This is a genomic window from Acinetobacter calcoaceticus (assembly GCF_900520355.1).
Taxonomy (GTDB): Bacteria; Pseudomonadota; Gammaproteobacteria; order Pseudomonadales; family Moraxellaceae; genus Acinetobacter; species Acinetobacter calcoaceticus_C.
Genome location: NZ_LS999521.1, coordinates 2,925,435 through 2,950,528, shown reverse-complemented (window position 1 = coordinate 2,950,528; position 25,094 = coordinate 2,925,435). Strand labels below are relative to the sequence as shown.

Annotated in this window: 19 protein-coding genes; 11 read left to right on the top strand and 8 right to left on the bottom strand. The window is 40.9% G+C overall.

Annotated features, from left to right (window positions below):
* Positions 1 to 8 precede the first annotated feature (8 nt).
* The 6 genes from AC2117_RS14145 (at position 9) to AC2117_RS14120 (ending at position 7,768) form a co-directional block, all read left to right on the top strand.
* Positions 9 to 3,182 (top strand): TonB-dependent receptor domain-containing protein, encoded by a 3,174-nt coding sequence (locus tag AC2117_RS14145; RefSeq protein ID WP_319923168.1) that lies wholly within the window; start codon positions 9 to 11, stop codon positions 3,180 to 3,182.
* A 192-nt stretch (positions 3,183 to 3,374) separates the two neighbouring features.
* Positions 3,375 to 4,166: a Slam-dependent surface lipoprotein gene (locus tag AC2117_RS14140; protein WP_004641693.1), complete on the top strand. Its 792-nt coding sequence runs from the start codon at positions 3,375 to 3,377 to the stop codon at positions 4,164 to 4,166.
* A gap of 102 nt (positions 4,167 to 4,268) precedes the next feature.
* A complete protein-coding gene (locus tag AC2117_RS14135; protein WP_133976379.1) occupies positions 4,269 to 5,735 on the top strand; it encodes a porin family protein in 1,467 nt (488 codons plus the stop codon).
* Positions 5,736 to 5,745: 10 nt separating this feature from the next.
* Positions 5,746 to 6,669, top strand: coding sequence for an energy transducer TonB (locus tag AC2117_RS14130; RefSeq protein ID WP_133974958.1), 924 nt, complete (start codon positions 5,746 to 5,748; stop codon positions 6,667 to 6,669).
* Positions 6,670 to 6,701: 32 nt separating this feature from the next.
* Positions 6,702 to 7,301, top strand: a complete 600-nt coding sequence (locus AC2117_RS14125) for a biliverdin-producing heme oxygenase (protein ID WP_133974956.1) — start codon at positions 6,702 to 6,704, stop codon at positions 7,299 to 7,301.
* 26 nt (positions 7,302 to 7,327) lie between these two features.
* A complete protein-coding gene (locus AC2117_RS14120) occupies positions 7,328 to 7,768 on the top strand; it encodes a YbaN family protein (protein WP_133974954.1) in 441 nt (146 codons plus the stop codon).
* Between the two features lie 4 nt (positions 7,769 to 7,772).
* Here the strand turns inward: AC2117_RS14120 and AC2117_RS14115 are convergent, their stop codons facing one another.
* Positions 7,773 to 8,048: a hypothetical protein gene (locus AC2117_RS14115; protein ID WP_133974952.1), complete on the bottom strand. Its 276-nt coding sequence runs from the start codon at positions 8,046 to 8,048 to the stop codon at positions 7,773 to 7,775.
* Between the two features lie 329 nt (positions 8,049 to 8,377).
* Here AC2117_RS14115 and AC2117_RS14110 point away from each other — a divergent pair, with 329 nt between their 5' ends.
* Together AC2117_RS14110 and AC2117_RS14105 are read left to right on the top strand one after the other, a co-directional pair.
* Entirely contained in the window at positions 8,378 to 9,085 is a 708-nt protein-coding gene (locus AC2117_RS14110) for a YoaK family protein (RefSeq protein WP_133974950.1), read from the top strand.
* 155 nt (positions 9,086 to 9,240) lie between these two features.
* Positions 9,241 to 11,154: an esterase/lipase family protein gene (locus AC2117_RS14105; protein ID WP_197730926.1), complete on the top strand. Its 1,914-nt coding sequence runs from the start codon at positions 9,241 to 9,243 to the stop codon at positions 11,152 to 11,154.
* A 55-nt stretch (positions 11,155 to 11,209) separates the two neighbouring features.
* Here the strand turns inward: AC2117_RS14105 and AC2117_RS14100 are convergent, their stop codons facing one another.
* The 7 genes from AC2117_RS14100 to betI form a co-directional block, all read right to left on the bottom strand.
* On the bottom strand, positions 11,210 to 12,544 hold the full coding sequence (locus AC2117_RS14100; protein ID WP_133974946.1) for a basic amino acid/polyamine antiporter: 1,335 nt from the start codon (positions 12,542 to 12,544) through the stop codon (positions 11,210 to 11,212).
* Between the two features lie 5 nt (positions 12,545 to 12,549).
* Positions 12,550 to 13,428: a homocysteine S-methyltransferase family protein gene (locus AC2117_RS14095; protein WP_133974944.1), complete on the bottom strand. Its 879-nt coding sequence runs from the start codon at positions 13,426 to 13,428 to the stop codon at positions 12,550 to 12,552.
* 216 nt (positions 13,429 to 13,644) lie between these two features.
* Positions 13,645 to 14,115 (bottom strand): hypothetical protein, encoded by a 471-nt coding sequence (locus AC2117_RS14090; protein ID WP_133974942.1) that lies wholly within the window; start codon positions 14,113 to 14,115, stop codon positions 13,645 to 13,647.
* Between the two features lie 91 nt (positions 14,116 to 14,206).
* Positions 14,207 to 15,847 (bottom strand): malate dehydrogenase (quinone), encoded by a 1,641-nt coding sequence (gene mqo, locus AC2117_RS14085; RefSeq protein ID WP_133974940.1) that lies wholly within the window; start codon positions 15,845 to 15,847, stop codon positions 14,207 to 14,209.
* Positions 15,848 to 16,334: 487 nt separating this feature from the next.
* Positions 16,335 to 17,993, bottom strand: coding sequence for a choline dehydrogenase (betA, locus tag AC2117_RS14080; protein ID WP_133974938.1), 1,659 nt, complete (start codon positions 17,991 to 17,993; stop codon positions 16,335 to 16,337).
* 95 nt (positions 17,994 to 18,088) lie between these two features.
* Positions 18,089 to 19,561 carry a betaine-aldehyde dehydrogenase gene (betB, locus tag AC2117_RS14075; RefSeq protein WP_133974936.1) on the bottom strand — a complete coding sequence of 491 codons (1,473 nt, stop codon included), beginning with the start codon at positions 19,559 to 19,561 and terminating at the stop codon, positions 18,089 to 18,091.
* Positions 19,554 to 20,177, bottom strand: coding sequence for a transcriptional regulator BetI (betI, locus tag AC2117_RS14070; protein WP_075431283.1), 624 nt, complete (start codon positions 20,175 to 20,177; stop codon positions 19,554 to 19,556). The genes betB and betI overlap by 8 nt, the downstream gene beginning before the upstream one ends.
* 265 nt (positions 20,178 to 20,442) lie before the next feature.
* On the opposite strand from betI, the gene AC2117_RS14065 reads away from it, so the two are divergent.
* From AC2117_RS14065 to AC2117_RS14055, 3 genes are all read left to right on the top strand, one after another.
* Complete coding sequence (locus AC2117_RS14065; protein ID WP_133974933.1) at positions 20,443 to 22,065, top strand: BCCT family transporter; 1,623 nt, start codon at positions 20,443 to 20,445, stop codon at positions 22,063 to 22,065.
* 119 nt (positions 22,066 to 22,184) lie between these two features.
* On the top strand, positions 22,185 to 24,251 hold the full coding sequence (locus AC2117_RS14060; protein ID WP_133974931.1) for a choline transporter: 2,067 nt from the start codon (positions 22,185 to 22,187) through the stop codon (positions 24,249 to 24,251).
* A gap of 11 nt (positions 24,252 to 24,262) precedes the next feature.
* Positions 24,263 to 24,877 (top strand): MarC family protein, encoded by a 615-nt coding sequence (locus AC2117_RS14055; protein WP_042898164.1) that lies wholly within the window; start codon positions 24,263 to 24,265, stop codon positions 24,875 to 24,877.
* Positions 24,878 to 25,094 lie beyond the last annotated feature (217 nt).

The following is a 25,094-nucleotide window of genomic DNA, read 5'->3' as shown; positions in this document are numbered from 1 at the left end:
CGTGGCAAATGAAAAAAGCGGGAACGGGGCAAAAGCGGAATCGATCGATTTTTCGATTTTCAACACTGGCGTTTGCGATACATGCTGTGTCGATGGGTGGACTTGTTACGCTGCCTATGCAGCAGGCCTATGCAGAAACAGCCGGAGTTAAAAGCTATAACATTCCTGCTGGTCGCCTTGCTAACGTACTCAATCAATTTGCCGAACAATCGGGTACTTCAATTGCAATGGATGCTCAGCAACTCCAAGGGTTACATAGCCTAGGCTTAAAAGGCAATTTTGCTGTTGAGCAAGGTTTTGAGCAGCTTTTAAAAGCAACCGAATTTAATGCTGTAAAAGTTGGGCAGGGCTACACACTCACCAAAAAATCTACGCCAAGGGTCACTTCATCTAAGGTTCAGGGCGTTAGCCTGCCACCAAGTAGTGCCGTAATTGAAGAAGATGCATCGGTACGACTCACGCCAATTGTGGTGTATGGCAAAGAAGACCGCGACACAGAAGGCTATAACAAAGTTTATGACGCAAACCGTTCTTCGGTCTATGCAGGCAAAGACTATGTCGAGCGCTTTAAAGGAACCAATCCTGCCGATGTTTTACAAGGCATGGTGGGAGTCTATAGCGGCGATGCCCGTAACAGTGGCGCACTCGACCCAAGTGTACGTGGTGTGCAGGGCGTTGGCCGTGTGCCATTAACCATTGATGGCACTGAACAGTCGATTGCGGTGTGGCGTGGCTATAACGGGGTAAACAACCGAAACTATATCGACCCCAATCTTATTGCGGGCATTGAAGTCATTAAAGGCCCATCTTTAGAGCGCAATACCACAACTTCTGTTGGTGGTGGTGTGGTGGTTAAAACGCTAGAGGCCGATGACATTGTTCGTCCGGGTAAGTCTTTTGGTGCTGAGTTAAAAGTAGAAGGCTCTACCAACTCAATCGATCCGTCTTTGCCAGACATGAGTAAAGTGGGCCAAAATTACGATGATACAAAGCCTTGGATCGACATGAATGGGGCGAAATACGACCCTGATATTTATAAAAAGAACCGGACCAGAAGTGATAACTCTAATTTTTCGGGCGACGACTTGGCGGGCCGACTGGCAATTGCAACTAAGCAAGATAAATTCGATTTACTGGCAGTGTATGCAGTACGTGAGCGCGGCAATTATTTTTCGGGCACACATGGCGCGGGCTACTATAAACGAGCGACACCAGACAGTAGCCTCGACTTTATTCCTTACTTTGCCTATGCCTATCAACCGGGCGATGAAGTTCCCAACACTTCAAGTCACATGGAGTCGTGGTTATTAAAAGGGACCTATCGTCCAACAGATGATCAGACCCTTAAACTAACTTACCGAGATACCAAAAATATTTTTGGTGAAATTATGCCGTCTCGAATTGTGTGGGGTATTACGCCTGACTTGGGTGTTCCGCAGTGGCCTTTAAGCAATATTCACTCTAAAGCTTATAGCCTCGAATATAAATTTAAGCCTGAGAATAATCGCTGGATTGATTTCTATGCCAACATTTGGCAAACCGACACCGAAAGCCAGACCTATACACGTGGTGGGTGGCCAACCACAATCGACTTTCGAGATAACACCATTATTAACACGGCGATAAGCCATTCTGACAATACGCGTAAAGGCATTACGGTCAGTAATAAAACCCGTTTGCTTGACCAGCTTGATTTGACGCTCGGTGGAAGTTTCTTAAATGAAAAACTGACGTCCGATGATGTGTATGGCGAATTTGGCCCAAGTTATTCGCTCTATCAGGCACTGCCACGAGCAGGGCGCCGTGAGGAAAAAACGTTCGACTTTAATTTTAATTATCGACCACTGTCTTGGTTAAGTTTTGATGCGGGCATGCGTTATCGCTCGTATTGGGCTGTTGATGACTTTTTAAATAAGTCTTTGCAGAGCGAGATTGACCCGAATTTAAATCCGCTGTTTACCAAAAAAGCGAAGCTTAAAGAATATACCTTTGAATATCAGACCATGCCCGAGAGTTATACCTCGACTCAGCAGCGTTTAATCAATGTTTTAAAACAGCGCTATGCCACAAAAAATCCTGATTGGGATGGGCAGCTCGACACTGTGCCTGCATCAGAGAGCACTTTGTATAACATGATCTGGGCACAGAAAAATACGCTGAGCTGGAAAGCAGATGCTAATGGGCAATTGTCGCTTGCCGATAATCCTTTAAACCAGCTCAATGCCTCTGGACAAAAGTACGTAGTAACTGGCGGGAACTTTATGTCAGTGGTAGACCAAGTTCCGGTTGAGTCTGCCGACAAAGTTAAAGATAGTGGCTGGGCACCGCAGTTAGGTGCCTCAATTCACCTCACGCCAAACAGCAGAATCTATGCACGCTATGCAGAGGAATATCGCTTACCAAGTTTGTTTGAAAGCACTGTCGGTTTTTCTGCCATGTTGCCATATCAAGCAATCAAACCTGAACACGCTTTTAACTACGAAGTGGGCTATGCCTATGACATGCGTGACTGGTTCAGCACAGCACGCAACGCCGATATTAAACTCGCCTATTACTACAACAAAACCAAAAATGTGATTGAGCGTGATCAAAACCTTATTTTTACCAATATGGATGAACAAAAACTATCAGGTTTAGAGCTACAAAGCCGTTTTGATAATGGAGGCTTCTTCACAGACTTGAGCGTGGCTTATAACTTAAAAAATGAAGTGTGTGACACCAATAGTGCCATTAACAAAATGATTTTAGGCGGCACAGTTCAAACCGAGCAGGGTATTGCGTTCCGTGAACCCTATCAGCGCTGTGTCGATGACGGTTTCCCAAATGGCTACTTAGTGACAATGGCCACACCTGAACTGAGTTTTCACGGTTTGCTTGGCGCACGCTTTTTAGATGAAAAGTTAGAGCTCGGCGCGCGTGCAACATTTTATAAAGCTTATGAAAGCCCACTACGCAAAAACAATGATGCTAGCGTCAATAAAGGCTATTACCTCAATGTGCCTTTGGCATGGAATGACACGTGGATTTTTGATGCCTATGCGCGTTATCAGGTCGATGACTACAACACCGTTGAGTTTGTCGGCAGTAATCTTTCTAACCAGTTTTATATCGATCCTTTAACCCGAAGCGCCATGGCCGCACCGGGCCGAACAATGAAAATCAGTTGGACCACAAAATTTTAAACAGAATTTGATTCCCTCTACACATACATAAAAGGGGAGTCAGGTAACGGTAAATAATAAAATTGAATGATTATTATTTACAAAAAAGCCCGAGTAGGTTTGCAACTGGGCCTACTCAATAAACTAAAAATAGCGAAAACGTTATTTTAAATTAAACAATAACTTAGTTTTAAAAAAATGGAGTAACAACAAATGAAAATCTCTCAATTGTTCTTGGGTCTTGTTGCTTGTTCAACTGCATTTGCTTATGCAGGTATTGATGGTATTTCGAGTAATGAAAGTAACATCAAAATCGGTGCTGCTGCTAATGCGAGCCATCCGGGTGGTGTAGCAGCAGTATCGGTTCAAGCTGCGGGTGCGCCCTATAACGCTTTTACAGGTTTTAATTCGTTAAAAGGTTTGGCTCAGGCTTTTGCTGCTCAGGGAACGAGCAACACCAATGTAACAGTTGGTAGCAAAACCTTTAATATTTCGCATATTCCAGTGTCGGCAATGCCGCCTTCACACAGTGCATTAGGTAATTTTAACTTTGGTCAGGTGGGCACACAGGAAGTCTATTTTGGTGAATGGTGGAAAGCGGGCGACACGCCGGCAAGCGCGAGCCATACCGTTTACTACGCGGGTGATAACACCAATACCACGGTTCCAACCGCGGGTACTGCGACCTATACCGTTGCAGGTATTAATGGCTCTGCAAGCAATCTGTTAAGTGGTACGTTCACGGCAAACTATGGCGCGGGCACACTTGAAGGGACGCTTACAGGAACGGGTACGGCTGTTTCATCATTAAGCCTAGATGGTGTGGCATTTAACCCGGGTACTGCTGCCTTTGCAGGTTTGGCAACGGCTAACGGTACGGCTGGGGTAGACAACTCTGGTGTGGTTCAAGGTCAATTCTTTGGTGCAAATGCTTCGGCTTTAGCGGGTATTGCCCAGTTTGATAACGTGTCTTACAACACTGCATTTGGCGGTGCTAAAAATTAATGAATGCAAAAGGAATCTACACACGTAGATTCCTTTTGTTTTTGGATTTTTGCTTGGTTGCTTCAGGTTTATTGTTTTATGAAACGAACGCTTTTGTGCTGTCTGACATTGTTGAGTTGTCCATTTTTATATGCCGACGAAGACACACAGCTTCGTCTCAATCAAAGTTTGGACCAAACGATTTTGCAAGAACAGCGACAGTTTCATGAGCAGGGAACCATTCGTAGTACCGAGCAATTACCAAAACTTCAAATTAATGGACAAGAATATAGTGTTGAGCAAAACCAGAATGATCTTGCCAAGGCGTTATATTTGGCAGTCATGCAAAAACAGTGGCTCAAAGCCACGGTTTATTTAGAACATTATAAGAAATATGTTGGCTACGATCGGGCTTTAACCGACTTTGCCGAAGGGGCAGTTGCACGTTCTCAGGGTCAACTGAAATTGGCTGAACAAAAATTTCAAAGCAGCCTAAAACAACAACCTCATAATTTAATTTGTGAACTTGAGTTAGCGCGCGTGCTGTTTGAACAACAGAAGAATAAGGAAGCAGCACGCCTTTTTATTTCCATTCAAGACAAACTTAAACAAAGCGACCCTGCTGTAATCCCGTCTGGAGTTTTAACAACAGTAAATACTTTTGTTCAGGCACTAAAAAAACGAGACTCTTGGCAAGGCTCAGTTTCAGCGGGTTACACCTATGTCAGTAATTTAAATAGTTCGTCTGAACAGAGCAAAACATGGACCCTTTATGGCAAAGATAGTAAGGGTAATATTATTCCAATTGAGCAAGTTACCCGTGGGACGCCTAAAGCTGAGTCGGCAACAGGTTTAGATTATGAAGCTAGTCTGATTAAACGCTATGCGATTAAGGGGCATCATGGCGTGGCTTTACGTGCGTTGGCTTTTGGACAGTCTTATAACGACCACGCGGCATTTAATGAATCTACTATTAACATTAATGCAGGCTATAGCTACTTTGACTTAAAAAATCAAATTGGGGTGAGCCCGCTTTTTGAACATAAACGTTATGGCAATGATGGTCTTTACAATACGTGGGGGGCACGTGCTGAATGGATGCATTTTATCTCGGCAGATAAAGCCTTTAAGCTTGAAGCTGAAAGTAAAGATTTAAATTATCAGAAATATAAAACTCTAGATGGCGTAGAAAGTTCGGCCTTCGTCACTTTCTGGAAGATTTTTCCAGATCAGTGGACTGTTTTTGGTGGTTTAGATGTAGTCGACCATTCGACCCAAGAAAAATATATGGCTGCATACCAGCAGCAAGGTATGCGGTTGGGCTTAAGCAAATCTTGGAGCACAGGATTTAACACCACTTTATTGAGCTCTTACCGTTGGCGTCTGTTTGATAAATATGCAGAAACTTTCTTGGCACGCCGTCATGATTTTGAACAGAACTATACCTTTGTTGTGCAAATGCCGCGCTTTGAGTTTTATGGCATGACACCCAATTTAACCTACCGCTATAACCATAATAAAAGCAATGTCGATTGGTTGTATTCCTACGATAAACACAACATTAGCCTCAAGCTTGAGCATCGTTTTTAGGGAATAAGCTATGAAATCAAAATCTTTATTCCCTACACATGAGCCAATGGTCAAACTGCCTTTAACACAATGGCCGAAGCATTTTTATAAGTGCTTAACCGTAGCTGTTGTGATTGGTCTGCATGTGTTTGCTGTTTGGATGCTGAGCCATTTAATTGAACCTTACACTTTTGCGACATCACCAAAAGTAGATGCCTTAAAAGTAAGTTTTGTGTCGCTGGCACCTGCTAAAAAGCCATCAAATGACCAGACGGAAAGTAAGCCTATCGGAAAAAGTTTAACGCCTAAATCTACGTTAAACAGTTCGGTATCTTCTATACCTGAAGAATCAAAAAACTCGCCTAAAAATGTTCAGACATTAGTGTCAAAAACTGCTTCTAAAGAGGTGGTGCAAAATAATTTAAGTGACAAACAGCAAGCACAATCAAAAGCAAATTTAAACAGTTTAGCTTCACTCCAACCAGCGCAGCGTACAGAAAGGCTGGCGGCCCATACAGACAAACAGTTGAGTTCGACAGACATTGCACAAACGAAAAGTGAGCACCTGCCACAAAACATCAGCAGCATAACCAAAAGTGGCGGTGTCAAAACACCAGCAACGCAGCAAGAATATTCAAAAGCACCTAGTACTCAAGTTGAACACGATGACGTTGTTCAGGTGAGTAGTGTGGATGTGCTGAGTTTTGGCGGGCTTGACTATGATGACCGCGAGTTAAAACAACAAAATCGTTTGGTTGAGGTGCGTATTCGTATTAATGAAAAAGGTAAACCGATTGACATACAGGTACGTCAAAGTTCAGGCATTCAAAGCCTTGATGAACGGGTCATGCAAGCTGTACGTAAATCCAGATTTAAACCCCACAAAATTAATGGTCGGGCCGTGACCATTGTTGTGGATTTTCCAGTCCAACTCAAACTCAATCGGGGCCGTTAACCGATGAGCCATATCCATTTTGCAGGAGAAAGATGATGAACTCATCTACAGAACAAATCATTAGTAACAGCTTGTCTTTACGTTTGAAACAAGAAACCGCTGCTGAACATGAACGTATGCATCAATTAATGTCGCAAGCAAAGGTGTTTTCAAGTAAAGAAAAATACGCACAATTTACGTTGTCTCAATATTACTTTCAGCGCGAAATTGAACATCTTTTTGAAAAAGAGGGCGTGGCAGGACTGATTCCGGACCTAGATATTCGCGGCCGCTCAAAACAAGCACTTGCCGATTTAAATGATTTAGGTATTCAACCTAACGGACAGCAATTACACAGTGAAAACGTACAGCTACCCGAAGCTTTAGGCTGGATTTATGTGTCTGAAGGTTCAACCTTAGGGGCTGCATTTTTATTTAAAGAGGCCCAAAAACATCTAGGGTTTTCGGAAACGTTTGCTGCGCGTAATTTAGCAGCCTATCCCGAAGGGCGCGCTAAAGTCTGGAAACGTTTTGTGCAAGCACTCGACGAAACGGGTTTCGACCGGACCCAGCAAGATCGTGTTGTACAAGGTGCTTTAGATGCCTTTGGATATTTTGGTCAGGCGCTTGATCAGCTTGATGAATTGAAATAATAAAAAGTGGATGAAGGCTACCCGGTATGGACAAACTCAATCAAGTAAATGTGATCGTAAAACATGAGCAGTCGTTAGCACCCGCTCAACCAGTCAGTAAGCTTGCCCGTTCTGTTTGGGCGCGTTGGGTGTTTATTGGTTTGGCTTGGTTGTGTATTGCACTTGGCATATTGGGTGTTTTTATTCCGGGTTTACCTACCGTTGATTTTATAATTTTGGCTGTTTTCTTTGCGGCTCGAGGCTCTGAAAAACTTCATCAATGGTTTCGAAATCATCGTTATATTGGTCCACTCATTCGCGAGTGGCAAGAACATCGGCGTATTCCTAAAAAGGCAAAATATATCTCGACATTCAGTATGAGTTTGGCGGCTATTTTTATGATTTGGACTATTCCACATCCGTGGTTTGTCTATCCGGCAATTTTATGTATGGCTGGGGTATTAATTTGGATGTGGTTAAAAAATTGAAGATTTAAGATTTGCACTGTTGCATAGTACGCTTCATGGTTTTTATAAAATCACGTGGTACTTCAGGGCTTTGTAAACTTAAACTTCCGAGTTTAAGCATCAGTTTAGGTGAATATTGACGTTCTAAACGATGATAAATGCACGTACAACTTGCACGGCTATGGCCCGCTGCCATACATTTTAAATAAAAATCACGTTGAGCATTATTTTTTTGACAAGCGAAAGCAACGGATACAAATAATAATCCGCCTAGAAAAACTGAATAATTATAAAGTGACATATATCTACTCATGATTGTTGTTTTTCATTATCCATATTTTGGCATAACTTTTTCAGGTTCAAAATCAGTTGATATCAACTTGCGGCTTCATCATAGTTAGAACTGTTTTAGAGGTCAAATTGATTTGAAGATGATCACTGTTTTATTGTCCTTAAAATAGACAATTTTGATTGTTGCTATTTTAGAGACAGTGTTACGACATTACACACCCTATTTTTTTACATCATTTTTTGCTTTCATAAACGTTTTAATTTTATTCATTTTTAATTTTAAAATTATTTTTAAACAATTCGATCACTTTAAAATTTTACTTTCATAGGACACGTCATATGCCAGATATCCCAATTAAAAAAGAGACAGAAAGTACATGGGCAATATGTCGGGACCCTGTTTTATTGACCATGGTTGGTGGGGCAATTGATACCATTGGTTTTATTGCTTTGTTTGGCTTTTTTACCGCACATGTGACTGGAAACTTGGTGTTGGCGGGGGCTGCGATGGTTAAAGGCGGTGCAGGTTTATGGATTAAGCTTGCTGCTATTCCACTATTTATTTTGACAGTTGTGATTACCAAGCTGCTAATTGACCGTAGTCAGGTGAAGCATAAAACGCTGTCTTATTTATTTTTATTTGAAGCCATCTTTCTGTGTGCTTTTATGGTTGCAGGACTTTACTTCGAACCGTTTAAAAATGCCGATGCAATTACGGTTGCACTAACAGGTGGGCTGGGTTTAATTGCCTTAGCTATTCGTAATACTTCAAGCAAAACACTCATTAAAAATATTAGCCCAAGCACCATGATGACCGGCAATACCACGCAGCTCGGTATTGATATTGCTAACTTGCTGAAAAACAATAATGCAGCCAATCGGGCAAGTTTTCTTAAAAGTGCCAGTATTGTTGTCGGGTTTGTGATTGGCGCCTTCTTGGGAGCAATTTTGTATGTCTATTTTGATTTCTGGAGCGTAGCGCCGTTTATTTTACCCATTTTATATTTTTCTTATTTAGCTTCGCAGCAAAAGTTTAACCAAGCTTAATTAAGGTAGTGGATGAATTGGCCCGAATTAAATTGAGTTCGGGCTTTTTTATGGGCTTCAGTTTGCCGACTAAAAATGCGTATTCAAATTGTTCAGCTATGACTTTGCAGGCATAATGACCTGATGGGGAAATACATTCGCTAAGGGAATGCATAATGACAAAGTCTTGCCATTATTTAATGATAACAATAATGGGACTGCTCAGCGGTTGTCAGGTCATTCATTTAAAAGAAAGTAATTTAAGCAATGCTTTAAAAAGTAAGAATGAAAGTATTCTGACCGACAACACTTTAAGTCATCAAACCCAAAACTTACTGTATTTGGTCAAAAAAGATGAAAAGTCTTGCCTGCAAAATTTTGATGATTGTTTAAATAAAATTCAGAGTCTCTCCGAAAATACGAGCCGAGAAGAACGTTATGCTGCACTGAGCGAAATTTATTTAGCAAAAGCTTTAGATGTTGGGCGTAGCAGTCAGTGTAATGTCATTAATAAAAGTAAAAATTGCGTTGAGCATGAACTAGCTTTGTTCGATAAAAGCTTGCGCTATAGTTATGTCTATTTATTTGACTCTGAAGAGTCTCCGTTCGATCGAGTATTTGACCATCGGCAAAATCAGGTGCGTATTTTTTATAACGTTGCTTTGTCGAAGCTCATGACCACGTATTTTGATCATTTAAATACGCATTATTTTCCGTCTCTACTGAAAGCAGATGGGCATCAATATCATGTCAATTTTGATCATGCGGTAGATGTACAAAAGATTGAAGTCGATACTTTTCGTTCCAGCTATAACATGAACTTTTCTGGTTTTAATACCGTTAACCGTAAGGATGGCTTAGGGGCAGAGTTTATTGTCGGGCGTAAAGAAAATGATGTAAATCATGGTTTCATTTTAGACCCCGATGCTTTTTATGCTCATCAAACTAATCCTAATATTCATTTGCCTCGGTTCTTTCCGGTCACTGCCATTGCCTATCCTAAACAAAAGGCCACAGCCGATCAGGTGATTGCTGGGGCAGAGTTAGAAATCTCGATGTTCGATCCATACAGACAAAGCCGTGTAAAGGTTGAAGGTGTGGACTATCCGCTCACTGCCAACTATTCGGCGCCCTATGGGCTTTGGCTGTCAAAATATAATTTAGGTGCAGCGGGTTATTGGTCTTTAATTAATAAAGAAACCAATTTAATCATGCCGCATTTATATATGCTGGAACCTTTTAACCCCAATAAGAAAATCATTGTGTTTGTTCATGGCTTAGCAAGTAGCCCAGAAGCTTGGGTGAGTCTGACCAATGACATTATGGGCGATGCCGAATTAAGACAAAATTACCAAGTTTGGCAAGTGTTCTATTCAACCAATATGCCCATTTTTGAAAGTCGTTTTCAGATTTATTCTTTACTGAATCAGGCTTTTCAAAACATTGCTAAAGATAGCTATGCTGCACACGATGCAGTATTGGTCGGGCATAGTATGGGCGGTGTGATTAGCCGTTTATTGGTCAGTAATGCTGATGTTTCCGATTTAGCCATGCAAAAAATGAATGACGCGCAGTTAAATCGTTTAAAAGAAAATCCAGTGATTAAAGAGCGTTTTCAGTTCAAAGCGCTTCCATATTTTAAACGCGTGGTTTTTGTTTCGTCGCCGCATCATGGTACCGACTACGCAGACCGATGGTTTACCCAAATTGCACGCCGTGTTATTCGCTTACCTGCTGACTTTTTTATTGCGGTTGAAATGAGAGATGAGAAAAATACGAAACTCAGAAAAGGCTTAATTGAAAATGGGGCGAGTAATTTAAGTCGTTCTTCAAACTTTATGCAGCTTACGCAGGCCATTCAGCCATCCTCTAACGTGGTCTATCACTCGATTATGGGTAACGTGGATGGTACAAAAGATAAGTTAAAAAGCAGTGATGGGATAGTGCCTTACCAAAGTTCACATCTAGAAGGTGAGCAATCGGAGCTGATGATTAAAGGTGGGCATTCTATTCAAACAACGCCAGAGGCGATTTTAGAATTACGTCGTATTTTACGATTGCATTTAATGCAGTCGCAGCCTTTAAAATAGAGCGATTTATTTTTAGAAAACCACTGTTGAAATGGGTCAACAGTGGTTGAAATAATTAATTTAGCTCGTTTTGTTTAAGCGATTTTTTGTGCTCAAAGTAGCTGATTGAAAAAATAACCAAGCCGACTAAATACAACACCACAGACAAGAGCAATAAATCTAATCCTGCTGCATAGAGCAACCAGAGCGCATAGATTGAAGCGACGCTTGCAATGGCAATATGTGGCGTGCGTTTGTGACGAATCGATTCTTTAAGATAAAAAGCAGACACCAGAAAATAAGGCAGCAAAATCATTACCGAAGAAATCAGTAAAAGCTGGGTGTAGTTTTTATTGAAAAAATACACCGCAATTAATGCACCTTGCACGACCAGAGTGGTGAGCCAAAGTGATGAAATCGGCACATTATTCTGATTATTCTTTAAAAATAATTTCGGGAATGCGCCATTTTTTGCAGCTAAATATGGAATTTCAGTTGCAAATAAAGTCCAGCTTAAATAAGACGAAGAAACTGAAATAATAAGGCCGATGGTAATAACGATAGTGCCCGGCAAACCGATGAGCTGCTGTAAAATGGTTGCCATTGAAGGGTTATGCATGCCTGCAAGTGCTTCACGACTGACCACACCATAAGCCAAAACGGTGACCATTACATAAAAACTTAACGCCAGTAGCACGCCTAAAATAGTGGCTTTACCAATGTCATAACGGTTTTTTGCACGCGATGATAAAACCACAGCACCTTCAATGCCGGTAAAGACCCAGAGGGTAATCAGCATCAGGTCTTTTACTTGCTGCCAAAGTGGAACTTTTAAAGTAAAGTCATTTAAGTTGAGTTTGAACAGGTCAAACTTAAAGGCAATAAAAGTAAAGAAGATGAAAACCACCATTGGAATGATTTTGGCAATGGTCGCCAATAAATTCACAATAGCCGCTTCTTTAATGCCTCGGCTGACCAACCAATGCACCAGCCATACAAAAATGCTTGAACCGATCAGTGCGTAGAGCGTATTACCTTCACCAAAAATAATATGGTCTTTGCTATCGGTAAACATGCCGACGCCCGAAAAGGCAATCACTACATAACCAACAATACCGATGGTGGTACATAACCAATAGCCCCAAGCCGAGCAAAACCCGATCAGGTCACCAAAACCTTCACGTGCATAGTTATAAATACCGCCGTCTAAATCTGGGCGTTGGCGAGTTAAATGTAATAGCGTGAGGGCTAAGAAAATAATGCCGACTCCGGTAATGAGCCATGCAACAAGAAGGGCAGAGCCGTTAGCGACTTGAGCCATATTTTGGGGAAGGCTAAATACGCCTGACCCCACCATAGAACTAAAGACCAGCGCTGTAAGAGACAATAATCCGATTTTGGCAGCAGACATGGTATTTATTCTTTGAAAAATTGAGAAAGTTCAGCAATGTGTTCTGGGCCAATACCGCAGCAACCACCCACTAAACTTGCGCCTGCTTGTTGCCACTGCTTGGCAAAACCAAGATAAGCTGGAGCATCAAGATCTTTACGAACTTCATCAAGACCATCGTTTGCAGTTGCGTTGTCATCTTGTGGTGGAAACGCATTGGCATAGGCACCAATCTGTACAGACACTGGAATGAGTCCTTTAATTTCATTAATGGCTTGCAAGATCACTTCAGGCTGACAGCAGTTAAACAAAACCGCGTTAGCATTTGACTGTTTTATAAATTCAGCCACTTGTTGCATGTTTTCGCCTGAACGAAGTAGCGCTTGCTCTTGTTTAATTTCGTCTTGAAGCGTAAACGATACCCAATAGTCCTTACCATCTTTTGGTAATAACGCATGCACCGTTTCGACTTCTTTTAAGCACGATTGAGTTTCTGCTAACCAGAAATCTACCTCTGGTGCTAAGGTGTTAATGATCGGTTCAGCAAGGTTTTTAGCCTGCTCAGGTTGAAACAGATCTGCACGGTAAGAACCAAATAAAGGCGGTAAGCAACCTGCAATTTTGACATTTTTGCCGCTTTCTTTAACTGCATTTTTTGCTTGTTCGATCGCAACTTGAATTAAACGAACACCGTCAGTTTCAAAGCGTTCTTGTCCAATATGAAACGGTACAACAGCGTAGTTATTGGTAGTAATAACTTCTGAACCAGCGTTGATAAAATCAAGATGTACTTCTTTTACTGTTTCAGGCGCTTCAATGAGTGCGAGTGCAGACCATTCTGGTTGACGAAATGGGGCACCACGACGAGCAAGTTCACGGCCTAAACCGCCATCTAAAATTTTCATAAATTACAAAACAAAGGGAGAAAAATAATTCAGCTAATCTAGCGGGTACATGAAACATGTTCAATCGCTAATATGCTCGATATATTTCTAAATAAATTAGATTGTTATGAATATTTTTTCTTAAAAGAAATTCTGTAGATCATGTTCAGTTTTACTGATGAACTTTATGGGAAAAAGAAAACTTATTTATATAGGGCTGCCGCCTAAAAAATAAGCTTAAAGTGCGCCATATTGTTGCCAACTTTCCCCAGTGTGCTGGGTTTTATAATAGGCTTTAAGTTGCTCAAGTTGACTAAAATGTATGCCTGACCAAATCAATAAGCTCATGAATATTAAAACTTTAGATAAGCCACGAACTTTTTCTAGGCGAGCAAAAGCTAACAGTACAAAAAATAGGGCAGGTAAAAATATAAAGAATTGAACAGAAGAGAAAAATAAATGAGCAGTACTAAAATATAATGCAGCAGCACTTAACAGTAGATTTAAAATTGAAAATAATTTTTGATATTTACCGAGCTTAAAGGCATAAGCGGTCATTGCGAGTAACACGGCTGAGCTTATGTAAATGGCTGTACCACCAATCATCCACATATAAAAACCGCTTAACCAAAGATAAGCCAGTAGCAAAACAAGCGCGAGCTTAAAACAAAATGTAAAGAGGCGGGATGATGAGTTTAAAGGCGTCATAGCTAATCTAAATATCTCAACTGAGGTCTTAAAAAACAAAAGGACGAATCGAAATTCATCCTTTTGGAATTTTACTTATACATCATCAAACTTAGTTTGCTTTTGCAACAGGAGCAGCAGCAGTTTCATCGTTTGCAGCTTTAAACGGAGATGTATAGTTCAAGCCAAGTGTAGAACTTGTGTACTGACGAACTTTGTCGAGTAATACAGGGTCTTTGCTTAGGTCTTGTTTATACGAAACAACAATTTCATGAAGCTTCTGATTCCATTTACCTTCAGTTTGCTCAGGGAAAGCTTTTTCAAGCAAGTTGAGCATGATGTATGGAGAAGTCGAAGCACCCGGAGACGCACCTAACAACGCAGTTACAGCACCATCTTTAGATGCAAAGATTTCTGTACCGAATTGAAGTGTAGCTGGTTTACCCGGTTCTTTTTTGATGATCTGAACACGTTGACCACCTTGGCTTAAACGCCAGTCTTCAGCTTTCGCATCTGGGTAGTATTTACGAAGTTCATTAAGACGGTCTTTGTCTGACATCATGACTTGGCTCACCAAGTATTTAACAAGATCAAGGTTTTCCAAACCAACAGTGGTCATTGGTAAAACGTTGTTTTTGTTCGTTGATGCAAGCAAGTCCATCTGAGAACCATTTTTCAGGAACTTGTTTGAATACGTTGCAAATGGTCCAAACAATACATATTTTTTACCGTCGATATAACGCGTATCAATATGTGGCACAGACATTGGAGGCGCACCAAGTTCAGCACGGCCATAAACTTTTGCTGTGTGTTCTGCAGTAATTTTTGGATTGTCAGTAATTAAGAACTCACCACCGACAGGGAAGCCTGCATATTGTTTCGCTTCTGGTAAGCCAGTGAGTTGTAATAATTTAACTGCTGCACCACCTGCACCAATAAATACAAAACGTGTTTTAACGTGGTCTACTTTACCAGTTTTCAAATTTTTGAAAGACACAGTCCAAGTTTTGTCATCATTTTGGCTGATGCCAGACACTTCGGTTGAAGTCTGTAATTTGAAATTCGGGTTTTGATCTAAACGATTCACCAATTGCTTAGTGATAGAACCATAGTTTACGTCAGAGCCAACATCCATACGGGTCGCTGCAACTTTTTGGCTAGGATCACGATCGTTAATTACTAAAGGTGCCCATTGTTTAATTACAGCTGGGTCTTCAGTAAATTCCATACCTTTGAACAACGGGCTTTGAATCATGGCAGCATAACGTTTTTCTAAGAATTGAACGTTATCGCCCCAAACGAAAGCAATGTGCGGAACTGGGTTAATGAATGATTTTGGTTCAGCTAAAACGCCTTGTTTTACCTGATATGACCAAAACTGTTTAGCGACTTCAAATTGAGAAGCAACTTTTTCAGCTTTGACAATTTCCATCTTACCGTTTTTTTCTTCGGTATAGTTCATTTCCATAAAGCCAGAGTGGCCTGTTCCGGCATTGTTAAAGCCGTTTGAACTTTCTTGAGCAACTTGGTCAAGACGTTCATACATACGAATTTGCCAGTTTGGTTCAAGCTCGGTGAGATAAGTACCAAGAGTGGCACTCATGATGCCGCCGCCAACAAGAACAGCATCAACAACTGGTTCATCTTTTGCAGTTTCTACTTGTTTTGACGTGGTTGGTCTAAACAAGAAAACAATTCCTGCAATTAAAATAAGAATGATTAATACCAGAAGGTATTTCAAAAACTTTTTCATGTAAGGGGGACCTTAAAATAAGTTATTTGAGTCACTTAAGGTGTGAGGAAACCTAGACAGCGTATCCAGACAAAATGGATATAAATGCGAAAGTAAATTCTCAAAATTTGAGAACTTATAAAAAAATAAAATTACTTGGGATTATCGCAAACACTCTATATTTTAGACTAATTTTGCATTGACAAGACAATTTTTATAATAAATGGGACCCATCAAACTCATAAATGTGATTTATATTTAATCATTTTAAGTTTTTAATAGACGGTTTTAAGTTGATTTTTATTATTATATTATTGAATTTAAAAGTATAATTAAAAATTGATTAAAGGTGAACCAGTTGGAGAAATACATAATAAGAAAAAGTGAGTAAAGTTATTATTTGTCGTTAGTTTTCTAGATTGGACTAATACAAAGTTCTTATTAATGACCATCTGGTGATAATAAAATAAGGGTATATCTCTGCATAAGAAATATACCCTTTGATGTTTTATGACGCTACATAGAACGGTGCAGTTGAACGTGGTAACGCTTCACGTCCACGAATTTGGTCTGCAATTTTCTCGGCAATCATAATCGTCGTTGCATTTAAGTTACCGGTAATAATCAGCGGCATGATTGAGGCATCAACTACGCGTAAGCTTTGCATACCATGGACGCGACCTTGACCATCCACGACAGCCATTTCATCTTCGCCCATCTTACAGCTACAAGACGGATGATAAGCCGTTTCGGCATGATTACGAACAAAGTCATCCAGCTCTGCATCACTTTGAAGATGTTTACCCGGACTAATTTCTTCACCGCGATATGGATCAAGAGCAGGTTGCTGCATAATTTCACGAGTGATACGAATCGCATCACGGAACTCACGCCAGTCTTGTTCACTCGACATATAGTTAAACAAGATGCTTGGATGCTCAAACGGATCTTTTGATTTAAGTCTAATACGACCACGTGAAGGCGAACGCATTGAACCAACATGTGCCTGAAAGCCATGTTCTTTCACTGCATTACTACCGTTGTAGTTAATAGCAACTGGCAAGAAATGGTACTGAATGTTTGGCCATTTGAACTCATCTGAACTACGGATAAATCCGCCTGCTTCAAATTGGTTACTTGCGCCAACACCTGTACCGTTAAATAACCACTCGGCACCAATTGCAGGTTGGTTATACCATTTCAAGGCAGGGTATAAAGAAACGGGTTGCTTACATTTATATTGCAAGTACATTTCTAAATGGTCTTGCAGGTTTTCACCTACACCCGGTAAATCATGAACGACATCAATGTCCATTGATTTTAAGAAGGTACTTTCACCCACACCAGAGCGCTGTAAAATTTGTGGTGAAGCAATTGCACCTGCACACAGTAAGACTTCACGTTTAACTAAGGCGCGTTGCAAGTTGTTTTGATCAGCACCAATGATGTATTCAACACCCACGGCTTGTTTTTGATTAAACAAGATTTTATTGGTGGTTGCATGAGTCAAAATGGTGAGGTTAGGACGGCCTTTCGCCATATCCAGATAACCACGGGCGGTACTTGAGCGGCGACCTTTAGGCGTAACTGTACGGTCCATTGGACCAAAGCCTTCTTGTTGGTAACCGTTTAAGTCATCGGTACGTGGATAACCAGCTTGTACGCCAGCTTCAACCATGGCATGGAACAAGACATTATTGCCATTTTTTGGTGTAGCAACTGACACAGGGCCATTGCCGCCATGGTAATCATTTTCGCCAATGTCACGGGTTTCGGCTTTTTTGTAGTATGGCAAACAATCGGCATAAGACCAGTTTTCTAGGCCTTTATGGGTTGCCCATTGCTCTAGATCCATCGCGTTACCGCGGATATAGCACATACCATTAATTAAAGATGAGCCACCTAAACCTTTGCCGCGACCACATTCCATACGGCGGTTATTCATGTGTGGTTCAGGGTCAGTTAAATAAGCCCAGTTATAACGGCGGCCTTGTAGAGGGAAGGCCAAAGCTGCGGGCATTTGGGTACGAAAATCCAAACGATAATCTGGACCGCCAGCTTCTAATAATAAAACAGTGGTATCTTTGTCTTCAGTAAGACGTGCAGCAAGTACATTTCCGGCAGATCCTGCGCCGATGATAATGTAATCATATTCTTTAATATTCATAACTATCCTTTTTTTACTAACAGTTTGCCTGAGCAATCTATAAAGATTGCTCTGCATATGTGATTTAGGTTGAAGTGTTTAAGGCAATTGATGCATTAAAAAATGCTTTGATAGTCGCCGAGTTCAACTTGAATAGATTTGATACGGGTATAGTGCCCAAGCGTGGTTAGACCATTTTCACGGCCCACGCCAGATTGCTTGTAGCCACCCACTGGCATCTCTGCAGGCGATTCGCCCCAAGTGTTAATCCAGCAAATACCAGCTTCAATGTGGTGAATAATGCGATGAGCGCGGCTAATATCTTGAGTGACAACGCCAGCAGCTAAACCAAAAGTTGTATCGTTAGCACGACGAATCACTTCTTCTTCAGTCTCGTAGCTTAAGATGCTCATGACAGGTCCAAAAATTTCTTCTTGAACAATTGCCATTTGGTCGTTGCAGTCACTAAATACAGTCGGTAGTACATAAGCGCCTTTAGCAAGGTCACCTTCTGTTGCGCAGTCACCACCAATTAAGACTTTAGCGCCTTGTTGTTTGCCTGACTCAATGAAAGACAGCACTTTTTCCATGTGAGGGAAGCTGGTGAGTGGACCGAAGTTGGTTTCTTCAGCCATTGGGTCACCAATGCGAATACGTTTTACACGCTCTACAACGGCTTTTTCAAAATCGGCTAAAAGTGATTTCGGAACAAAAACACGCGTACCGTTGGTACACACTTGGCCTGAACTAAAGAAGTTCGCCATGACAGCAATATCTGCTGCGCGATTAAGGTCGGCATCTTCACAAATAATGAGTGGAGACTTACCGCCAAGTTCCATCGTCACTTCTTTAAGTGTAGAACCAGCAGCACTTGCCATGACTTTTTTGCCAGTTTCAACACCACCAGTGAATGAGATTTTCTCAATCACAGGATGTTCAGTGAGCCACTGACCAATTTCACGACCAGGCCCTTGAATGACGTTAAATACGCCGTCTGGTAAGCCAGCTTCTGTATAGATTTCTGCAAGTTTAAATGCAGTAAGAGGGGTCGTTTCACTTGGTTTGAAAATCATGGCATTGCCGGCAGCAAGGGCAGGGGCAGATTTCCATAAAGCGATTTGAATTGGATAGTTCCAGGCACCAATACCTGCAACCACGCCTAAAGGTTCACGGCGTGTATAAAAGAAACTTGATTCGCGAAGCGGAACTTGTTCACCTTGAATGGCTGTTGCAAGCCCTGCGTAATATTCTAATACATCTGCACCAGTCACAATGTCGACGGTAGATGTTTCGCTAAAAGCTTTACCTGTGTCTAGTGTCTCAAGACGGGCAAGCTCATCATTACGTTCACGTAAAATGTCGACTGCACGGCGTAAAATACGTGAGCGTTCCATGGCGGTCATGGCTGCCCAGATTTTTTGACCTTGTTGTGCACTTTGCACAGCAGCTTCTATATCTTGCTCAGAAGCTTGTTGAAGAGTCGCGATAACTTCGCCGTTGGCAGGGTTAATACTATTAAATGTTTTACCACTGGTTGCTTTAACGTAGCGTCCATGGATATACAGTTGATGAACTTGTACATCACTCATTTTGTCTCTCCTGCAAAGGCTTGTTCGCAAATTGCAATTGCGTTTGTACATAATCGTAAGCAATGGAACGGGCAAGTTCGCTGTCAAATTCGTTGTGACGGCTTAAACTGCCGCGTAGCCATAATCCATCAATCAATGCTGCCAAACCTCGGGCGGCAACACCGGCCTGTTTTTCATCCATTAACTTGAGAAAATAAAACTTCAAGTTGGAATATAGGCGTTGATCATTAATCTTTTGCAAACGGCTCAAGTCTGGTACATGCAAACTTGCTGACCAAAAATCTAACCAGACCCGCATTGCTTTTTCATTGACCTGACTAATGTCAAAGTTAGAGTCGATAATGGCCTTAATCTGGCTCTCTGGATGCGTATCTGCTTCTGCTCTGTACTGTTCAGTTTTATGACGCAGAACATTCAGCATTTCTTGCATACAGGTGTTTATCAACCCTTGTTTGTCACCAAAATAATGGCTGACAATGCCAGTCGACAACTCGGCTTTTTTTGCAATTTGTGCAATGGTGGTATTGGATAACCCCACTTCATAAATTACGTCGAGTGCAGCGTTCATGATTTCTTCACGTCGCACATGCTCTGGTTTTACTCTGCGTTTTGTCATGATTTTCCACATCAGCACTTTTAGCGGTGCTTTAAATTCAGCATGTTAACTTGCAGAGCATCATAGCACTTTTTTTATCATACTTGTTATTGATTGAACGTTCAATCAATAACAAGTATGATATGTAAAAATCAATGAATTTTTGAAGATTAGCTCTGAAAATAAAGAGGTAAAATCAAAGATTCTTAAGGATAGGATGATGCGCATAAGTACAGTACTTATCACGTTATTTTGAGAAAATACACCGATTGCAAGGAGCAATAAGATGGTGTTGAAAAGTGATAGATATTCTTCAGACCATATTCGGTTAAATCGTTTTGTATTTTGGAGTTCAGCCATCAGTATTGGCATTTTTGGCCTACTTTTTGTGCTGTTTCCTGAAAAGAGCCAGTTCTGGTTAACTTATATACAAGAGCAGGTAAATCACTTTTTTGGGTGGTATTACATGCTGGTGATTGTGCTGTGCCTCGGTTTTGTGGCTTGGCTCGCTTTTTCAAAAGTCGGCCAGATTCCGTTAGGAAAAGACGACGATAAACCCGAGTTTGGTTATCTGGCATGGACTTCAATGCTGTTTTCGGCAGGGATTGGTATTGCGCTACTCTATTATGGCGTTGCCGAACCTGTTGATCATTTCTTACGCCCACCAGAAGGCGAAGCAGGAACTATTCAAGCTGCCCGAAATGCCATGACCTATAGCTTTTTACACTGGGGAATTCATGGTTGGGTGCTCTATGCATTGCTTGGAGTCACTTTAGGTTACTTCGCTTTTAGAAAAAATTTGCCACTGGCATTACGTTCGGCACTTTACCCAATTTTTGGGGAACGTGTTCATGGCTTGGTGGGGGATTTCGTTGATGGCTTTGGAATTTTAGCAACAGTTATTTCATTGGTGACCAATTTAGGAATTGGGGCTTTGGTACTCGTATCTGGTATTTGCTATTTACTGCCTCAAATTCCTGATAACTCTGCGACCTTAATTACCGTTGTTCTGGTTATGATGTTTGTTGCCACAATAACGACAGTGGTTGGTATTGAAAAAGGTCTGGCATGGTTATCTCGTATTAATTTACGTCTGCTCTATGCCTTACTTTTATTTGTATTTTTAACGGGCCCTACAAATCATTTATTAAATGGTCTGGTGCAAAATGTCGGTGATTATCTAAGCAATTTTATTGGTAAAAGCTTCGATATGTATTTATACAATCAGAAGGCAAGTGGTTGGTTAGGTTCGTGGACCGTATTTTATTGGGCATGGTGGATTGCTTGGGCACCTTTTGTGGGTATGTTTATTGCCCGCATTTCAAAAGGACGCACAATTCGCGAAGTTGTTTTGGGTGTCTGCCTGATTCCATTAGGTTTTACACTGGCTTGGATTTCAGTTTTTGGCAATACTGCAATTTACTTAATCTTGAATCAAAAACAGAAAGTTTTGGGTGATATGGTTTTAAGTGACCCAGCATTATCATTATTTAAATTACTCGAATATCTGCCATTTAATCCTTATGTTGCTGGCATTGTTGTTGTAATTTGTTTCGTTTTATTTTTGACACCAGTTGGGTCTGGTACACTTATGATCGCTAATTTGTCCTCAAAAGGGGGCACAAATGATAGTGATTCGCCAATTTGGTTACGCGTCTTTTGGTCTGTGGTAATTACCATTGTAAGTATTGGCTTATTATTAGCTGGTAGTTTTAACTCCATGCAAAGTGCAGTGGTGTTATGTGGTTTACCATTTTCAGTCATTATTTTGCTTTATATGTTCGGTTTAGCCAAAGCGTTAAAGCAAGATGATTTTGACCCTCAATTAGTGAAAAAGCAGTTGGCTGTTTCAAAAGACATTTCTGTCCCATCAAATTGTGACCAGAATAAAGTGACCGAGGTTTTATAACCTCCATCGATCACATCTATATATTATTTTTGCGTTTAAATATCGTCTTTTCATTATTTTGAATAGTGAAAAGACGAAGTTAAACATTTTGTTTTTATTTTTTATTCCTTGAGGATTGTATGGCAACAGATAATCCAAGAGCAGTTGATGATTTAACATTATCTAAATCTAAAAAAGACCCGCTCAACCGTGTGGTTTTTTATTTTTCAGCTGTACTTATTTTAATTTTTTCTCTCGTCACGTTTTTGTTCAACGATTTTTCAAATCGGGTAATGAATACAGTACTTCAGTGGGTAACTTCGACCTTTGGTTGGTATTACCTGCTTGCCGCAACACTTTACATGGCATTCGTAATTTTCATTGCCTGTTCAAGATATGGCAATATTAAGCTAGGACCTAAGCATTCAAAGCCTGAGTTTAGTTTACTTAGTTGGTCTGCCATGCTGTTTTCGGCTGGTATTGGTATCGATTTAATGTTCTTCTCGGTCGCCGAACCTTTATCTCATTATATGCAACCGCCAGTAGGTGCAGCTCAGACTTATGAAGCCGCACGCCAAAGTATGGTCTGGACATTGTTCCACTACGGTTTAACTGGTTGGTGTATGTATGCCTTACTTGGCATGTCATTGGGATATTTCAGCTATCGTTATAATCTGCCGCTTACCATTCGTTCTGCACTCTACCCAATTTTTGGTAAAAGAATTAATGGTGTGATCGGGCATAGTGTTGATACGGCTGCCGTTATCGGGACAATTTTTGGTATTGCAACAACCTGCGGGATTGGGGTGGTACAGCTGAATTATGGGCTACATGTATTATTAGGGCTACCAGAGAACATCTGGATGCAGTTTGCCCTGATTGCCATTGCAGTTGGAATCAGTATTATTTCGGTGACATCAGGCGTTAATAAAGGCCTGCGGATTTTATCTGAAATCAATATTTATGTTTCGATCGGGCTATTGCTGTTTATTTTGTTCTTGGGAAATACTGAGTTTTTACTCAATGCCCTTGTTCAAAATGTTGGTGATTACTTAAGTCGATTCCCATCTTTGGCTTTACAAAGTTTTGCGTTTGAACAGCCTAAAGCGTGGATGAGTAGCTGGACCTTATTCTTCTGGGCTTGGTGGATTGCATGGTCGCCGTTCGTAGGCCTTTTCCTAGCTCGTATCTCAAGAGGGCGTACCATTCGTGAGTTTGTATCCGGTACTTTAATTATTCCGCTTCTATTTACAATAACGTGGTTATCTATTTTTGGTAATAGTGCATTGCACAGCGTTATTTTTGAAGGGAACCAAACCTTAGCTGCTACTGTGTTGGCGAATCCGGCTCATGGTTTTTATGATTTGTTAGCACAATATCCGGGCTTTACTTTCATTGCTTCAATTGCCACCGTAACAGGGCTTTTGTTCTATGTGACTTCTGCCGATTCGGGCGCGCTGGTTTTAGGTAATTTCACCACTAAGTTAACGCATATTGATAATGATGCTCCGCGTTGGCTGAGTGTGTTCTGGGCAATTGCCATTGGTTTACTCACGCTAGCGATGCTGATGACCAACGGAATTACGGCTTTACAAAACGCGACCATTATTATGGGATTGCCGTTTAGTTTCGTGATGTTCCTTGTCATGGCAGGGCTTTACAAGTCCTTAAGACTTGAAGATTACAGACAGGCTAGCCGAAGTATGAATGCAGCTCCTGTGGTGGGTAACGTCGATATTCTGAATTGGAAACAGCGTTTAACCCGTGTCATGCATCATCCGGGAACCACTGAAACTCTGCGCATGTTAGATACTGTCTGCCGACCAGCAGTTCAGGCTGTTGCTGATGAACTTATTAAGCAGGGAATGAACGTGGATGTGCAGCAAACGCTACTCGAAGATGAAGACACGCTTTACCATCTGGACTTCACTATTCATTTAGAAGAAGAGCAAAACTTCGTTTACCAGATCTGGCCTGTGCGTTATAGCGCACCGATTTTCAGTCAACGTGTGAAACGAGGTAAACAATTCTATTATCGATTAGAAACCTATCTTTATGATGGTTCTCAAGATAACGATCTAGTGGGTTACGGTAAAGAGCAAGTCATTAATGATATTTTAGATAAATATGAAAGACATATGACGTTTCTACATATTAATCGTATTAGCCCGGGGAACCGACCGTTGTTCCCAGATCCACAAGCTTAAGGGGAATATGCATGGCGTCTCCATATCTGCATTCTTTTGTTTTATTTTTCTCTTTGCTCAATCCATTTTTGATGAGCATTTATATGATTGGTCTGATTCGCCATTCAGAAACAAGGGTGTTTAATAAAGCACTGATTCAGGGAAGTGTAATTGCTTACATTGTATTTATGCTATTTGCATGGGGCGGTGAAGCAATTTTTAGTAAATATCTGAATGTACGTTTTGAAGCCTTCCAGATTTTTGGTGGGTTGATTTTTCTAGTGATTGGCTATCGCTATGTGTTTCAGGGTGCCGATACCATCGGTGAAATGCGGGGTGCGCCAGAACATCTGGCAGGCACCATTGCCATGCCTTTCATGGTTGGCCCTGGAACCATTAGTGCTGCTGTAGTCACGGGAATGGAAATGTCAATTGGTGCTGCGGCACTGGTCATTGCTTTTACCATGTTTTTAACATGCAGTATTTTGATTTTGATGAAATTTTCACATGATCATTTACGTTATAGACATGCCAAACATATTGACCGTTATTTTGATATTGTGGGACGTTTATCTGCTTTATTAATTGGTACGATCGCTATTGATATGATTATTAATGGCGTGACCGGCGTAATTAATAAGGTATAACAACTTAATTGCAAAAGCCTGCTATGCCATTGAGAGTTGAATAAAATGGCATAGCATTTTTCTATAATACTTTCATATTTATTATAAAATTTCTAAAAATAATATTTTTAAAAAACCTAATTTCAAAAAACAATGACAGATATTAGAAAATACAATGCCATGTTCTGGATTTAATCATGTTTTTTTTGTGAATTATCAACCATAATATTTACTGAGC

Excerpts from the sequence above, each read along its gene's own strand:
- AC2117_RS14145 (WP_319923168.1), top strand. The coding sequence starts at position 9 with ATGAAAAAAGCGGGAACGGGGCAAAAGCGGAATCGATCGATTTTTCGA.
- AC2117_RS14140 (WP_004641693.1), top strand. The coding sequence starts at position 3,375 with ATGAAAATCTCTCAATTGTTCTTGGGTCTTGTTGCTTGTTCAACTGCA.
- betI (WP_075431283.1), bottom strand. The coding sequence starts at position 20,177 with ATGACAAAACGCAGAGTAAAACCAGAGCATGTGCGACGTGAAGAAATC.
- AC2117_RS14055 (WP_042898164.1), top strand. The coding sequence starts at position 24,263 with ATGGCGTCTCCATATCTGCATTCTTTTGTTTTATTTTTCTCTTTGCTC.
- AC2117_RS14065 (WP_133974933.1), top strand. The coding sequence starts at position 20,443 with ATGGTGTTGAAAAGTGATAGATATTCTTCAGACCATATTCGGTTAAAT.
- AC2117_RS14120 (WP_133974954.1), top strand. The coding sequence starts at position 7,328 with ATGGACAAACTCAATCAAGTAAATGTGATCGTAAAACATGAGCAGTCG.
- betA (WP_133974938.1), bottom strand. The coding sequence starts at position 17,993 with ATGAATATTAAAGAATATGATTACATTATCATCGGCGCAGGATCTGCC.
- mqo (WP_133974940.1), bottom strand. The coding sequence starts at position 15,847 with ATGAAAAAGTTTTTGAAATACCTTCTGGTATTAATCATTCTTATTTTA.
- AC2117_RS14110 (WP_133974950.1), top strand. The coding sequence starts at position 8,378 with ATGCCAGATATCCCAATTAAAAAAGAGACAGAAAGTACATGGGCAATA.
- AC2117_RS14130 (WP_133974958.1), top strand. The coding sequence starts at position 5,746 with ATGAAATCAAAATCTTTATTCCCTACACATGAGCCAATGGTCAAACTG.
- AC2117_RS14115 (WP_133974952.1), bottom strand. The coding sequence starts at position 8,048 with ATGTCACTTTATAATTATTCAGTTTTTCTAGGCGGATTATTATTTGTA.
- AC2117_RS14125 (WP_133974956.1), top strand. The coding sequence starts at position 6,702 with ATGATGAACTCATCTACAGAACAAATCATTAGTAACAGCTTGTCTTTA.
- AC2117_RS14090 (WP_133974942.1), bottom strand. The coding sequence starts at position 14,115 with ATGACGCCTTTAAACTCATCATCCCGCCTCTTTACATTTTGTTTTAAG.
- AC2117_RS14105 (WP_197730926.1), top strand. The coding sequence starts at position 9,241 with ATGACAAAGTCTTGCCATTATTTAATGATAACAATAATGGGACTGCTC.
- AC2117_RS14060 (WP_133974931.1), top strand. The coding sequence starts at position 22,185 with ATGGCAACAGATAATCCAAGAGCAGTTGATGATTTAACATTATCTAAA.
- AC2117_RS14100 (WP_133974946.1), bottom strand. The coding sequence starts at position 12,544 with ATGTCTGCTGCCAAAATCGGATTATTGTCTCTTACAGCGCTGGTCTTT.
- AC2117_RS14095 (WP_133974944.1), bottom strand. The coding sequence starts at position 13,428 with ATGAAAATTTTAGATGGCGGTTTAGGCCGTGAACTTGCTCGTCGTGGT.
- betB (WP_133974936.1), bottom strand. The coding sequence starts at position 19,561 with ATGAGTGATGTACAAGTTCATCAACTGTATATCCATGGACGCTACGTT.